General features: G+C 66.5%; 17 protein-coding genes. 8 read left to right on the top strand and 9 right to left on the bottom strand.

The genetic code is table 11. From position 1 onward, the window contains the following. Positions 1-31 precede the first annotated feature (31 nt). Together QRN30_RS02595 and QRN30_RS02590 are read right to left on the bottom strand one after the other, a co-directional pair. Positions 32-550, bottom strand: coding sequence for a GrpB family protein (locus QRN30_RS02595; protein ID WP_284760384.1), 519 nt, complete (start codon positions 548-550; stop codon positions 32-34). 52 nt (positions 551-602) lie between these two features. Then, positions 603-1,004: an NUDIX domain-containing protein gene (locus QRN30_RS02590; RefSeq protein WP_284760383.1), complete on the bottom strand. Its 402-nt coding sequence runs from the start codon at positions 1,002-1,004 to the stop codon at positions 603-605. Positions 1,005-1,226: 222 nt separating this feature from the next. Here QRN30_RS02590 and QRN30_RS02585 point away from each other — a divergent pair, with 222 nt between their 5' ends. Next, entirely contained in the window at positions 1,227-1,649 is a 423-nt protein-coding gene (locus tag QRN30_RS02585; protein WP_140448621.1) for a hypothetical protein, read from the top strand. A 51-nt stretch (positions 1,650-1,700) separates the two neighbouring features. Here QRN30_RS02585 and QRN30_RS02580 read toward each other — a convergent pair whose 3' ends face one another. From QRN30_RS02580 to QRN30_RS02570, 3 genes are all read right to left on the bottom strand, one after another. Next, complete coding sequence (locus QRN30_RS02580; protein WP_042540960.1) at positions 1,701-2,003, bottom strand: transcriptional regulator; 303 nt, start codon at positions 2,001-2,003, stop codon at positions 1,701-1,703. Beyond that, a complete protein-coding gene (locus tag QRN30_RS02575; protein ID WP_156155399.1) occupies positions 2,000-2,443 on the bottom strand; it encodes a hypothetical protein in 444 nt (147 codons plus the stop codon). The genes QRN30_RS02580 and QRN30_RS02575 overlap by 4 nt, the downstream gene beginning before the upstream one ends. A gap of 510 nt (positions 2,444-2,953) precedes the next feature. Further along, positions 2,954-4,003, bottom strand: coding sequence for an IS110 family RNA-guided transposase (locus QRN30_RS02570; RefSeq protein ID WP_502869528.1), 1,050 nt, complete (start codon positions 4,001-4,003; stop codon positions 2,954-2,956). Positions 4,004-4,338: 335 nt separating this feature from the next. Here QRN30_RS02570 and QRN30_RS02565 point away from each other — a divergent pair, with 335 nt between their 5' ends. Beyond that, positions 4,339-5,505 carry an IS30 family transposase gene (locus tag QRN30_RS02565; protein ID WP_284760378.1) on the top strand — a complete coding sequence of 389 codons (1,167 nt, stop codon included), beginning with the start codon at positions 4,339-4,341 and terminating at the stop codon, positions 5,503-5,505. A 41-nt stretch (positions 5,506-5,546) separates the two neighbouring features. After that, entirely contained in the window at positions 5,547-5,798 is a 252-nt protein-coding gene (locus QRN30_RS02560) for a hypothetical protein (RefSeq protein ID WP_140448618.1), read from the top strand. 347 nt (positions 5,799-6,145) lie between these two features. On the opposite strand, the gene QRN30_RS02555 is transcribed toward QRN30_RS02560, so the two are convergent. Further along, positions 6,146-6,532 carry a hypothetical protein gene (locus QRN30_RS02555; protein WP_284760376.1) on the bottom strand — a complete coding sequence of 129 codons (387 nt, stop codon included), beginning with the start codon at positions 6,530-6,532 and terminating at the stop codon, positions 6,146-6,148. Between the two features lie 132 nt (positions 6,533-6,664). Between QRN30_RS02555 and QRN30_RS02550 the strand changes: the two genes are divergently transcribed. Beyond that, positions 6,665-6,997, top strand: coding sequence for a hypothetical protein (locus QRN30_RS02550; protein ID WP_284760373.1), 333 nt, complete (start codon positions 6,665-6,667; stop codon positions 6,995-6,997). Between the two features lie 315 nt (positions 6,998-7,312). Here the strand turns inward: QRN30_RS02550 and QRN30_RS02545 are convergent, their stop codons facing one another. The 3 genes from QRN30_RS02545 to QRN30_RS02535 form a co-directional block, all read right to left on the bottom strand. Further along, the gene (locus QRN30_RS02545) at positions 7,313-7,513 is read right to left on the bottom strand and encodes a hypothetical protein (protein WP_259576583.1); all 201 of its coding nucleotides are present in this window, start codon (positions 7,511-7,513) and stop codon (positions 7,313-7,315) included. Positions 7,514-8,103: 590 nt separating this feature from the next. Continuing rightward, positions 8,104-8,571 (bottom strand): hypothetical protein, encoded by a 468-nt coding sequence (locus QRN30_RS02540; RefSeq protein WP_056072299.1) that lies wholly within the window; start codon positions 8,569-8,571, stop codon positions 8,104-8,106. 186 nt (positions 8,572-8,757) lie between these two features. Beyond that, positions 8,758-9,192 (bottom strand): hypothetical protein, encoded by a 435-nt coding sequence (locus tag QRN30_RS02535; RefSeq protein ID WP_262160893.1) that lies wholly within the window; start codon positions 9,190-9,192, stop codon positions 8,758-8,760. 283 nt (positions 9,193-9,475) lie between these two features. Between QRN30_RS02535 and QRN30_RS02530 the strand changes: the two genes are divergently transcribed. From QRN30_RS02530 to QRN30_RS02515, 4 genes are read left to right on the top strand one after another with little or no spacing between them, the layout of a single operon-like run. Further along, positions 9,476-9,940, top strand: coding sequence for a hypothetical protein (locus tag QRN30_RS02530; RefSeq protein WP_284760369.1), 465 nt, complete (start codon positions 9,476-9,478; stop codon positions 9,938-9,940). Between the two features lie 54 nt (positions 9,941-9,994). Beyond that, positions 9,995-10,414: a DoxX family protein gene (locus QRN30_RS02525; protein WP_017887847.1), complete on the top strand. Its 420-nt coding sequence runs from the start codon at positions 9,995-9,997 to the stop codon at positions 10,412-10,414. Positions 10,415-10,462: 48 nt separating this feature from the next. Then, entirely contained in the window at positions 10,463-11,023 is a 561-nt protein-coding gene (locus tag QRN30_RS02520) for an MOSC domain-containing protein (RefSeq protein ID WP_284760367.1), read from the top strand. Then, a complete protein-coding gene (locus QRN30_RS02515) occupies positions 11,023-11,991 on the top strand; it encodes an NAD-dependent epimerase/dehydratase family protein (protein WP_284760366.1) in 969 nt (322 codons plus the stop codon). Before QRN30_RS02520 ends, QRN30_RS02515 begins: the two co-directional genes overlap by 1 nt. Positions 11,992-11,999 lie beyond the last annotated feature (8 nt).

Genomic DNA, 11,999 nt, shown 5'->3' with positions numbered 1-11,999 from the left:
TCTGCCGCCCGCCCGCCTGCCGGACACACCCCTACTTGTCGGAGACCGGTACGGAAGGAAGACCTCGGTCAGCTCGGGCACGATCAACGATGGACTGGATGACTGCCGTCTTGGCTGCGTTATACGAAGCTCCGCGGTGCTGAGCTCCCTCTACGGCAGCAACTTTCGCCGCCTCGTAACGCCTCATGTCCCTGGGGTGCGTGAGGAGCCAATCTCGCAAGACGCGCTGGTTGTTGTTGTCCCAGTCGTCTGCCGTGAAGAAGTGCGCGATACGAAGTCGTCGCCCATCGCGTTCGAAGACCATCACGCGATGGGAACGCACGCTGCTTCCGAGTTCCCATCCGCCAGCTTCCAAGCGTTGGCGGTGGGCATCGAAGTCCGCGACGTCGCGGACCCGGACTGCAAGATCGATGATTGGCTTCGCGGCCAGACCAGGAACTGACGTCGAGCCGATGTGCTCGACGAGCCAAACGCTGTTCCCCAGCTTCTGGATCTCCTCAGCGGCAGCTTCGAACTGGTGGGGCCAGGACGGATCGTACGGAACGAGCACAGTTCGCACTCTAGATCCCGCTGCCATCGGGCTGCTGCCCGGCCGCCGATCCCTACCGGCGCGCCTCGAGGACCAGCTGCACCGCTTGCCTCGCCGCTTCCGGCACCAACGGGATTTGGGCGAGCAAGGCCACTTCCACCCACCTCGGCTCGTACTGGTTCAGTTCTGATGCTCGTTCAATCTCTGGGCCACCAAGCACCAACGGACCAGGACGCACTTGGGCTGCGAAGTAGGCCGCTGGAGCGGCGCTATCCACTGGCACGTCGAGCAGATCGCCGATGATCGCCTCAAGGCCAGTCTCCTCGCGCAGTTCGCGCCGGCAAGCCTCGCGGAGGCTCTCACCTTCCTCCACCCCACCACCAGGAAGCACCCAGTAGTTCCGACCGTCCTTCAACCGATCGATGACGAGCAGGCTCTCGTCTCGGATGACGACGGCCGCTGATCTGACGCGCATCCGGCCAGCACACCACGAAACGCCTGTTCGTGTCCCACAGCCCGGCGTCGAGGCGTCCCGATTGACGATCGCCTACCGGGCAGCCGCCCGATGCTTTACGTGCTGACAGTGGCCGAATCGTGTCTTGCCCCTCGAGGAGGGAGATCCATACGTTGTGGTTGCACCATCACGGCACCGTCGCCGACGGGGGGTCGGGTCTGGGGCTTTCACCAAGGGGATTACATGAGATTCAAGAACCGCTTCGCCCTCACAGCCGTCGCGCTCTGCACACTCGCGGCCGGGACAATTACCGCCGGACCTGCTATGGCATCCGCCGACTACGTAGCAGGTGCCGACTACGCAGCAGGTAAGTACCACTACCAGTGCATCGGCGCAGATGGCCGCGTCTGGAGCGTCGGGCCGAGGAAGTCCGTCGCCGCGACATGCAAGGGAGCCAATGCGGTCTCGCAGTACCTCGACAGTGGGCAGCATGTCTGGACCCATGCGCTCACACCGTCCGGGAAACTCGCCACCTTCAAGGGAGGTGCCGACTGCTACATCGCCGTCGGCGGGGCCGCCTTCGCCGCCCTCACCTTCGAGGACACCTGGGTCTGGTACGTAGGCACCGGCTTCGCAGCCGCGGGCCTGCATTCCTGCGCTGGCTGATTGGAGAAAGAACAAGAGGTGCCAGTAGGAACACACTGCTGGCACCTCTTCTCAGTTCTCGGCGGAGCTCAACACACGCCGAAGACGCTCAACGTGATCCGCGAACGCCTCCCGCCCCGCATCCGTCAACCCCACCCAGACACGCGACCGCCCCCGCAACGCCGACTTCCGGCTGGACACGTATCCCACATCAGCGAGCAGCTTGATCTGCTTACTCAACGACGAATCGCTGATCTCGAGACGCTCCCGGATCGTTCCGAACTCCGCCTCGTCAACTGTTGTGAGAAACGCGCAGATCGCCAACCGTCTGGGCGCATGCACCACCTCGTCAAAACCGTCAAGCGGACCGCTCATTGGCCAGCGCCCGTCACACGGCGACGACGGGCACCGTCATACGCCCGCCCGAAGATGAGTGTGACGAGCACGACCACAACGCCAGCGATCACCCCGGGCCAGGAAGAGTCGAACCGCACATCCATCATCCGGCCAACAACGCACAGCACAGCGATGGCAAGGAACCAGGGGACGATCAGCCAGCTGGTCGCACCCCCGAACACCCGCCCGATACGCAGGCCCGTCCTCTGCCCGAGAACGCCGGCCAGCACCCTGCCCGCAGCGATTACCAACACCCCCGCAAGCACCATCGCCCACGCGAACCCCGACGACACCGCTGCTACCCCGACGCCGAACAACATACCGAGCGCACCCCAATACCAAACAGGCACTCCCGGGACAGCCACCTCCCGGACCCGCTGAAGGTCGCGAAGCTGCGCCGCTGCATCCTGATTTTCCATAGTGGAAACTAAACGCCCGATCCGCTCACTTGTCAACCAGGCAACCGACCCACGACCAACATCGGCGCTGTCTCGACCCTTCTATAGGTGAAGTCAAGGAGTCATCGCTGCTCCGAGGTCCCAGGACTAAGGTCGCCGAGGTGAGCAACAGCCTCGTGATCGCGCGCTTTTCTCCAGGACCCTGGTGGGGCTTCAATGGAGTAGACGTCCTGGAGCTCGACGACGTGTCACTGGTCCGGCGGCGCTTCAAGCTGCTGCGCGGCCGCGTGCCAACTGCGGTCCCGCTGACCTCCGTCTCTCTTGTGTCGGTGGAAGTCCGGCCGAAGAAGCGCGGCAGGGATCCTCAGTGGGTTCGCATGGTCCTGCTTTTCGGGGGCGCTCGGAAGGTGTTCACCGGACGAGTAAGAGATGGGCAGCCTTTCGCTCAAGCGCTTACTCGTCGACTGACGCGGCCTACGGCCTGAGCCCGACTGGCGGTCGGATGCTGGAACGCAAGCCTTATCGGTGCCGTCAGGCGGTCATGGTGGCGGTGAGGTGTCGATAGATCTGTCGGGCGATATAGCGCTTGAGCATGCGCTTGACCTCTCTCGTGGTCTTCCCTTCCGCAAGGCGGCGTTGTTTGTAGGCGCGGGTGTCGGGGTCGTAGGAGAGTCGGACGCGGGCGACGGTCTCGAGCGCGGAGTTCAGCCGTCGGTCGCCGTGCCGGTTCAGTCGGTGTCGGCTGGTGTTGCCGCTGGAGGCGGGGATCGGTGCGGCGCCGGCGAGGGACGCGAACGCGGCTTTGCTGCGGACTCGGCCCACGTGCGAGTACGCGGTCAGGAACACGGCCGCTGACACCGGCCCGACTCCGCCGATGTCCAGCACCGACGGCGCGAGAGCAGACACGTGCAGTCGGAGCGCGTCGTGGTTGGCTTCGAGCTTGCCGGTCAGGTCGATGACGTCGCGGGCGAGGCGGACCGCTTCGCCGCGAGCGATGAGCCTGTCGATGTCGTCGCTGGGGTGGTGCCGCCACACTGCAATCGAGGCGATCTGCTTGTCCGTCAGCGGGCGCCGAGCGTCGACGCCGAGGTCGATGGTGCGCAGCAGCGCGATGAGTGCGTTGCGGCTCGCGGTCCGTTGACCGTCCATCGATCTCCGGGCAGACAACAGGAGGCGAAGCGCCGAACGGATCTTGCCGGTCCTGGGCCAAGAGAGCAGTGCGGTGTCGGTGCGCAGCACGGCTCGAGCTGCGGCTTCGGCATCGATGGGGTCGGACTTCCGGCGAGCTCCGCGGTCTGCTCGTCGTGGTGGTCGCGCTTCGACCACGGGGATACCGGCCTGCTGCAGGGCTTCGGTCAGGGATGCTCCGTAGGAGCTGGTCCCCTCGATGGCTGCGAGCCGTCCAGCGGATGTTCGACGATCGATCCAGGCCAGAGCGCGAGCGAGACCTGCCGGGTTCGTCGGGAACATCGCAGTATCGATGATGCCGCCGGTACGGGTATCGAGGACGACGTAGGTGTGGGTTCTGGCGTGCGTGTCGACGCCAATGACTTGCGTGTACTCGTCTGCGACGATGGGCATCGCGGGACTCCTCCCAAGACGGGGACCGTGTTGGTACTCGGCCCGGGAGAGTCGTTGCGGGGCGGATCTCTAACGAGTCACAACCAGCTGGCTGGTCGGACGACCTTCTATCAAGCCATCGCAGCGGACGGGCCGGCACCAGCCCCGCCACCCGCGGCGGACGAGTCGAGACAATGCCACGCCATGATGACGGACAGATAGCCGAAGAGTCACACCACGAGCCGGGACCAGTGCCAGCCTGCCAGCCAGCCCCAGGCCAGCCAAGAACAATTAGAGATAGCCGATCTTGGGTTCGGCCGGTCGTCGCAACACCACCGTGAATCGGAGCGTTGCAGATGAGATCGAGGCTGGAACACCGTGCGCGAGAGGCGCGGTTCTGGGAGCTATTGAGACAAGGTCTCGGGCGGACGGCAGCCTGTAATGCTGTCGGCGTGGATCGACGTCAGGGATACCGCTGGGTCAAAGCAGTCGGCGGGCGGAACCCGTTCGCCCATATGCCTCGCTCGGACAGGTACCTGAGTCAGGACGAGCGGCTGCAGATCGCGGACCTGCGCTTGAACGGTGCCGGCGTGCGCGCGATCGCGAAAGCCCTCGGCCGGGCGCCATCGACGATCAGTCGCGAGCTCAGCAGGAACGCTGCAGCTAACGGGAACTACCGGCCGTACTCGGCGGAGAAGCAGTGCCGAGTCCGAGCGCGGCGCCCGAAGCCCCGAAAGCTTGACCGGGTCGAGCTTGCCCTGCAGGTCGAGCTGCGGTTGGTGCGGAATTGGTCCCCGGAGCAGATCCGTGATGACCTGGCCAGGACGTTCCCGAACCGGCCGGAGATGCACGTGTCGCACGAGACGATCTACCAGTCCCTGTTCGTGCAGGGCCGCGGGCACCTGCGCGCTGACCTGCACAAACACCTCCGCACCGGCCGCGCCCTCCGTCGGCACCGCGGTGAGCCGCGGCGGGCGTCGTGGTCGAAGATCCGCGACATGGTCCTGATCAGCGAACGCCCTGCCGAGGCCGACGACCGTGCCATTCCCGGCCACTGGGAAGGGGACCTCATCGTCGGGATCAACGCCAGGAGCGCGATCGGCACCCTGGTCGAACGCACCACCCGGTACGTGATGCTGCTGCACCTGCCCAACGGGCACAGCGCCGATGCGGTCCGCGACGCAATGATCCCCACGATCCAGGCGCTGCCCGAGCATCTGCGTCGGTCGTTGACGTGGGATCAGGGCACCGAGCTGGCCCGACACAAAGACATCACTCTCGCCACCGACCTCGCGATCTACTTCTGCGACCCGCACAAGCCCTGGCAGCGCGGCTCGAACGAGAACACCAACGGCCTGCTCCGGCAGTACTTCCCGAAATCCACCGACCTCAGCGTCCATAGCCCGGAACGGCTCCTTGAAGTGGCCACCGAACTCAACGCACGGCCTCGCAAGATCCTCGGCGGAATCAGTCCCTCCGATGCGTTCCTGCGTATGAGGAACGGACGCAAAGCTGCGCCTTGACTCAGATCCGGTAAGCGAGGCCCACAACTACCCTTGGCGACATGGGCAATCGAGAGATCAACGACGATCGCGGTGTTACAAGTCGAGGGCGCCGTTCGTGGCGATCGCGCATCCGCGACACCGGGACGATCCTGATGGTGCTCGCGTTCGGCGGCTTCATCACCGCCTTCGCTTTCCTACTGAAGGAGCTTCCCACTATCGCCGGCGTCTCCGCCGTCGGAGGTGCCGCTTGCCTCGTACTCGGTGGGATCTGCTTGTGGGTCGGTCACGAACGACGAGCCGTCCGCGGCTAGCCTGAGCGAACATCGTTCAACAGTTGCGACGACCCTTTGAAAGCACCATCCGCTAATGAGACTGGTGTTCGACGCAGACTTTCGGTTCGATCGAGGTGGATCCCGCCATCGGGCAGGTCAGGGTGAGGTAGTGTTCGCGGGCCAGCGGCCTCCAAGCGGGACTCGTGTCCGACAAGTCGCGAGAGCAGTAGTTGCCGGCCATCCAGCGGCCCGACACAGCACTAGGTCCCCCGCTAGCGAGCCACCGCTGTGCGGCACTTGGTACCTGCTCTTCTTGTACGAGGTCTGCGTCGTGTTCGGGTGCGACTTCGCGTAGCTGCTCTTCACGAGCTTGCCCGTGACCGAGCTCAGCGTGTTCGTCTACACGACGTCATACCCGGTGAGCTCCAGCCGTCGACGGCGCGGGCCCGCGCGGTGCTCTGTTCGTCTGCGTGGCCGTCGGCGGTGATGGTGTTTGTGGAGCGGATTGTGCCGTGGACGGTGGCCATCGATCCATCCTCGCAGCGCGCTCCGACACCTGCGGTGTCGGCGGCCGCGGTCATCATCGATGCTCTGACCGTGACCGTGACCGTGACCGTGACCGTGACCGTGACCGTGACCGTGACCGTTACCGTGACGGAGCGGGTGTCGAGCTCTGCGCGTCGGTGTGGGTGCGGGTCAAGTTCACGATTTTGGCGCTTCTCGGGTATGCGCGAGTGTCGACGACTGACCGGCGCACCCGTGCGCAGCAACAAGGGTGCTGAACGTATTCGCAGCGGTAGTCATACTCCGGGATGACGTGGATTGCCATGTGGCTGCGCAAAACTGCACAGACCACACTCGGCTAAGCCGACGGTGTGATTTCAGTGATTGATTGGGGAATAATCATGAAGGTCAGAGCGAAAGCAGCGGTGGCGATCGCGTCCGTGTTTATCGCGCTGGGAGGGGCCGTCGCCGTGCCTTCGGCGGCAAACGCGCAGAATAGCGCGTCTGACCTGGCATACGCCAAATGTCATTACAGCAAGGACGTCCAATCCTGCAAGTTCCTCGCCATGCAGGGGAAGCACATCACGAAGAGCGAGCTGAAGTGCCTCGCCGCGGCGGGCATCGCCGTAGGGGGGCTTTTCGTGGGAGAGGGCGTCGGAGAGGGACTTGCTCTCAGCATCGCCCGGAAGTACGTCGCGGCCGGAGCCGCGGGGTGCCTGGGTTCGTTCCTCTGATACAATCTGCATCATGACACGTAGAGCAATTCCGTTCTGGGTTGCAGTCGGGGTCGCGTTCCTGCTCGCGGTCCTCTGTTTTTCGTTCGTCCATTCTGGGTGGTCGATTGCCGTTTATGCCGTGCTCATCCTCGGGGTGGCGTTGGCCTACAGGCTGTCGCGCAAGGGGCCCGTACGTAGAGATTGACGCCGCGTGAAAAGCACCCCCGGGCTTCATTGCCCGGGGGTGCTTATTTCGTGGTGGGCTGTCCGCGCATGACACCGTCGCTGAGGATCGCGGGCTGAATTGTCATGCCGTCTTGTCTCTCGCCGGCGTCAAGCGTCGACGGTGATGCCGAGACTGATCCACCCGTCGGGGATCGACTGCAGGTACGCCGCCCGGGCGGCGGCGTAGTTCGGCCCGGACGCTTGGTTCGGCTGGACCAACAACATGTTCACTTCGCCGAATTGAGCGGTCAGCGTCGGCTCCTTCTTGCCCGTCGTGCCGGGCCGCGAGTGACACTGAGAGACGCGCACCCTGAAGCGTCTGCCACGTGGCGATCGCAGTCACAGACCCCGTGCCCATCAACGCCACTGCCGCCACTGCCGCGGTCGTACGCAGGATGAACCCCTCCACTCCTCGGCGGCGGAGCCGCCCATGACGAGCGACGCCGGTCCGAATCATCCTCGGCCGCCGAACAGGTGGCATGTCTTCCCCATCAGAACGCCGAAACCCTGCATGTCCCATCGCTGTGGTCAACGCTCACCACACCGCCGCCACGTCGGCGATGGTCGCCGCATGTCGAAGGCGGGGGAGGCGGGCATCGCACGCTGTCTGTGTGGTTGACGGAGGGGGCAGATCTCGTGCGGACTCCGGTGCATTGGTCGGAAGCTGTCGTGCGGGCGTCAGCGCGCTGATCTGGGGTGTGAACCGTCGCGGTCGAGTCCGGAGTAGATCAGGCGAACTGGGCAGTAGCGATTCAGATCGATGATGAGACCCAGCAGCGCCTACAAGAATGCTGAGCGCTCTCGCACTGAAGTCAGGCGAAGCGGGTCAACACGGGTCCCTGCGTGTGTGGACCGGTGCCCCAGTGCCGAAGGCTTCGCTGTTCACGCGTGCTGCAGGCTCACCCGGTGTTCATGCGAGCGCGCGCCACCGCCAGTCCCTGCTCGGCTGAAGCCCGGAGCACCGGGTCTGCAGTTCGTCGGAGTTCGACGGCGCGCTCGAAGTCCTCGACTGCACGTTCTGCTTCTCCATTGGCGAGGAGCGCTTTTCCTCGGTGTTGCCGCATCACCGCTTCCCGAGCCGTTCCCAGACATTCCGCGACGAGGAGGTCGTACTCCTGCACAGCGACAGCGGTTTCGCCGCGGTCGCGGCGGCAATCAGCCGCGAGTGCCCGGACTCTCGGAGTCTGCTCGAGCAGGCCGAGGGCTCGGAGAGCAGCGTCGGTGTCCCCGGTCCAGAGGAGCTCGATCGGCTTCGTAAGGGGGTCTTCAGCGATCCCGGCCCTGAAGGTGTCCAGGTCCGTGATCGCGGGGCGGAGGTCGGCACCTCGGATGATCCAACCGGGCCCGCCGGCGACGTCGCTCACCATGTACCGAGGGTAGGCGACTGTCGCGACGTGTTCCGGGTGGACGAGGCCGGAGGAGCTGCTGCCGATCGACGTCGAGCGCGTGGCGATGGGGACGGCTCCCCCATGAGACCGCGGCCCTGTTCGGTCGAGGTCACCGACCAGCCGATGTCAGCGCGGGTGACTGGCCGCATCGGATGCCGCTCCGGATCAGCGGCACGCCCAATCGGTCCCGAAGGCTTCGTGCACGCGCCGGAGTGCTTCGGGGTTGCCCCACTCGTCGATCTCCGAGCAGTCGGCGGAGGAGCGCGCTGCGACGAGACCCCAGTTGCCGACGCTCTGCCACGAGTACCGGGTGTCGGAACTCGAGCCCGAGGATGCGCCGCCGCCACCTTGCTGCTCCGGAAGCTGCAGCTGCTCACCGTCGGGGAAGACCAGCACCTGACCCAGCGGGTCACAAGTCGGCAGGCGCGTCGTGTCCAGCTGCTCGACCGAGACCGGCGCTGCGGTGGTGCAGGGCGACAAGGTGGCTTCCCCCGCAGAGAGCGTCAGGAAGTCGTCGTCCCGATCGTGCTGGGCACAACCGACGAGTGCGACTGCAGCCACTGCGAGGATCGCGGGTGCGGTCAGGAACTGAGGGATCACCACCTCAGTCTTGTCCTCGCCCGGCTTCTCGGGTTCACTGCGCTCATGGGTCTCGTCGAAGCAACAGCGTCGTGTGTCGAGTCAGTTCCGGAATGCAACGACACGATGAGCGCATCCACCGACCTGCTGTCGGCGGCGTGGCTCGCATCGGCAGTGGTCGTCGCGGTGCTCGTGGTCTTCGTCGTGATCGTCCTGCGGCGTCGTCGCCGACGGTAGGGCTCTCGCCTCTGGCCTGCTGGACACCTCGACGTGTTAGGTTGTGCACAACCTAATGGAGCACATCGTGAAACTGACCAGCTCGATCGATCTCGTCACCGGCGTCCTGCTCGCCGGGCACGGCATCGTCATGGTTCGCCGCACTCCGCTGCGCGCCCGAGCTCAGCAGATGCAGCGCCGGGGCTTCGAGCCGGGCGTCCCGCACGCACTCGGCATCCCGGCGCTGCAGGTCCTGTCCGGGCTCGGAGTCGCTGCCGCAGCGGTTCGCCGTGCGCCCGGGCGCGACCTGGTCGGCACCGGCGCCGCCATCGCGGCGACCGCCCTGGGCGGGACCCGGCTCGCGATCGACCTCGAAGACCAGTCGGTGACGACCACGACCGGCGCTGCCGCGGCACTCACGCTCGCCGGTGGGCTTCGACTCCTCACCTCGACCCGCGGCCGTCCGGTCGCCCGGATCCTCACGCTCGGTGCCGCCGCTGCCGCGATCACGTTCGAGGCCGCACGCCGACGCCGAGTCCTCCGCAGCCGCTGACCTCGTCCTCCCACTCCACCGAACCCCACCCCGATCGTGAAAGGCACCACTCCGATGGCAACCCGCACCCCCGCAGTCCGCTCAACGCTCCCCCGGACCATCGTCCGCATCCTCTTCGGGGCGATGCTCACCTGGGCCGGCATCAGCCACCTGACCGTGGCGCGCGAGGAGTTCCAGGCGCAGGTGCCGAAGTTCGTGCCGTTGCCGACGGACGTCACGGTGATCGCGTCCGGCGTGGTGGAGATCTCGCTCGGCGCTGCGCTGATGCTCCTGGCACGGCGACAGGTGACCGTGGGGTGGGTCGTCGCGGTGTTCTTCCTGGCGGTCTTCCCGGGCAACATCGCGCAGTGGATGCACCACCGCGACGGCTTCGGTCTGGACACCGACACCAAGCGCTTCGTCCGCCTGCTGTTCCAGCCCGTGCTCATCGCGATCTCGCTCTGGTCCACGAACGCCCTGCGCAAGCGCCGCTGAACAACGCCGCACTCGCGCCGCGCGGACGATGGGTGCAGAATCGGCCCCATGAGCGGGGACGACGAGGACCAGCCGCGCGTGGTCGCGGTCAGCAAGGACGGCGAGCACCGGTTCAGCAAACCGTTGGTCGACGCGGTGACCCTGGTCGCCGGGTGGGGCATCGAGGGGGATGCTCACGCCGGCACGACCGTGCAGCACCGCTCCCGGGTCGCGCGTGACCCGTCGCAGCCGAACCTGCGACAGGTCCACCTGCTCCACGCCGAGCTGTTCGACGAGGTCGCCGAGGCCGGGTTCAGCGTCGAGCCGGGCCAGATGGGCGAGAACGTCACGACGAGCGGCATCGACCTGCTCGGGCTGCCGGAAGGCACGGTGCTGCACCTCGGCGACGACGCCTCCGTCCGGGTCACTGGCCTGCGGAACCCCTGCCAGCAGATCAACGGCTTCGAACCGGGGCTGCTCCGCGCGGTGCTCGGACGAGCCGAGGACGGCACCGTCGAGCGCAAGGGTGGTGTGATGAGCGTCGTGCTCACCGGTGGCACGGTCCGACCGGGCGATCGCATCCGGGTGGAGCTCCCCACCGGCGAGCGACGAGCACTCGAGCCCGTCTGATGCCGCAGCCCACGCGACGCGTCCTGGTGCTCGGTGGAACCGGCTGGCTCGGACGGACGATCGTCGACGAGCTGTTGGTCGAGGGTGCCGACGTCACGTGCCTCGCCCGGGGCACCACCGGCAGCGTTCCCGAGGGTGCACGCTTCGTCCAGGCGGATCGGTCCCTGCCCGGCGCCTACGAACCGGCCACCGGCACCTGGGACGAGGTCATCGAGCTCGCTCACGCCCCCGAGTTCGTCGCACCGGCGCTCGACGCCCTCGCCGACCGGGCCGCCCACTGGACGCTGGTGTCCACGGTCTCCGTCTACGCGCAGAACGACGAACCGGGCGCCGATGAGTCCGCCCGGCTGGTGGAGCCGAAGGACCCGTCCGCCTACGCCGACGCGAAGGTCCTCGCCGAGCGCACCACGCGGCTCAGGCTCGGGTCGCGGCTGCTCATCGCACGCCCGGGGTTGATCGTCGGCCCGGGTGACCCCAGCGACCGGTTCGGCTACTGGCCGGCACGCCTCGATCGCGGCGGGCCCGTGCTGGTGCCGACGACGGCGGAGCGCTTCGTGCAGGTGATCGACGTCGCGGACCTCGCCTCCTGGCTCGTCCGGGCGGGGCGCGACGGGTCCGTCGGCACGGTCAACGCCGTCGGGGCACCGGTGTCGATGCACGACTTCCTGCGGTGCGTGGCCGAGGTCACCGGGTTCGAAGAGGAGCTCGTCGCGGTGGAGGACGACGTCCTGCTTGCACACGACGTGGCCTACTGGGCGGGCCCCCGATCACTCCCCCTGTGGATCCCGGTGTCGGACGCGGGGTTCGCGCAGCGCTCCGCAGTGGCGTTCACCGACGCCGGCGCGGTGACCAGACCCCTCCGGGACACCGTCGTGCGGGTGCTCGACGACGAGCGTGCCCGCGGGACGGATCGGGAACGCCGTGCCGGCCTCACCTCGACCGACGAACGGGCGGTCCTCACCAGGTAGACGCGCGG

It is taken from the genome of Curtobacterium sp. MEB011, from assembly GCF_030209655.1.
Classification (GTDB): Bacteria; Actinomycetota; Actinomycetes; order Actinomycetales; family Microbacteriaceae; genus Curtobacterium; species Curtobacterium poinsettiae.
Note: the sequence above shows the minus strand (reverse complement) of the source record. Positions and strands in the feature narration are given on the sequence as shown.

Coding starts and splice junctions, on each gene's coding strand:
- QRN30_RS02590 (WP_284760383.1), bottom strand. CDS start 1,004: ATGCGCGTCAGATCAGCGGCCGTCGTCATCCGAGACGAGAGCCTGCTC.
- QRN30_RS02585 (WP_140448621.1), top strand. CDS start 1,227: ATGAGATTCAAGAACCGCTTCGCCCTCACAGCCGTCGCGCTCTGCACA.
- QRN30_RS02580 (WP_042540960.1), bottom strand. CDS start 2,003: ATGAGCGGTCCGCTTGACGGTTTTGACGAGGTGGTGCATGCGCCCAGA.
- QRN30_RS02575 (WP_156155399.1), bottom strand. CDS start 2,443: ATGGAAAATCAGGATGCAGCGGCGCAGCTTCGCGACCTTCAGCGGGTC.
- QRN30_RS02570 (WP_502869528.1), bottom strand. CDS start 4,003: ATGCCCATCGTCGCAGACGAGTACACGCAAGTCATTGGCGTCGACACG.
- QRN30_RS02565 (WP_284760378.1), top strand. CDS start 4,339: ATGAGATCGAGGCTGGAACACCGTGCGCGAGAGGCGCGGTTCTGGGAG.
- QRN30_RS02560 (WP_140448618.1), top strand. CDS start 5,547: ATGGGCAATCGAGAGATCAACGACGATCGCGGTGTTACAAGTCGAGGG.
- QRN30_RS02550 (WP_284760373.1), top strand. CDS start 6,665: ATGAAGGTCAGAGCGAAAGCAGCGGTGGCGATCGCGTCCGTGTTTATC.
- QRN30_RS02540 (WP_056072299.1), bottom strand. CDS start 8,571: ATGGTGAGCGACGTCGCCGGCGGGCCCGGTTGGATCATCCGAGGTGCC.
- QRN30_RS02525 (WP_017887847.1), top strand. CDS start 9,995: ATGGCAACCCGCACCCCCGCAGTCCGCTCAACGCTCCCCCGGACCATC.
- QRN30_RS02520 (WP_284760367.1), top strand. CDS start 10,463: ATGAGCGGGGACGACGAGGACCAGCCGCGCGTGGTCGCGGTCAGCAAG.
- QRN30_RS02515 (WP_284760366.1), top strand. CDS start 11,023: ATGCCGCAGCCCACGCGACGCGTCCTGGTGCTCGGTGGAACCGGCTGG.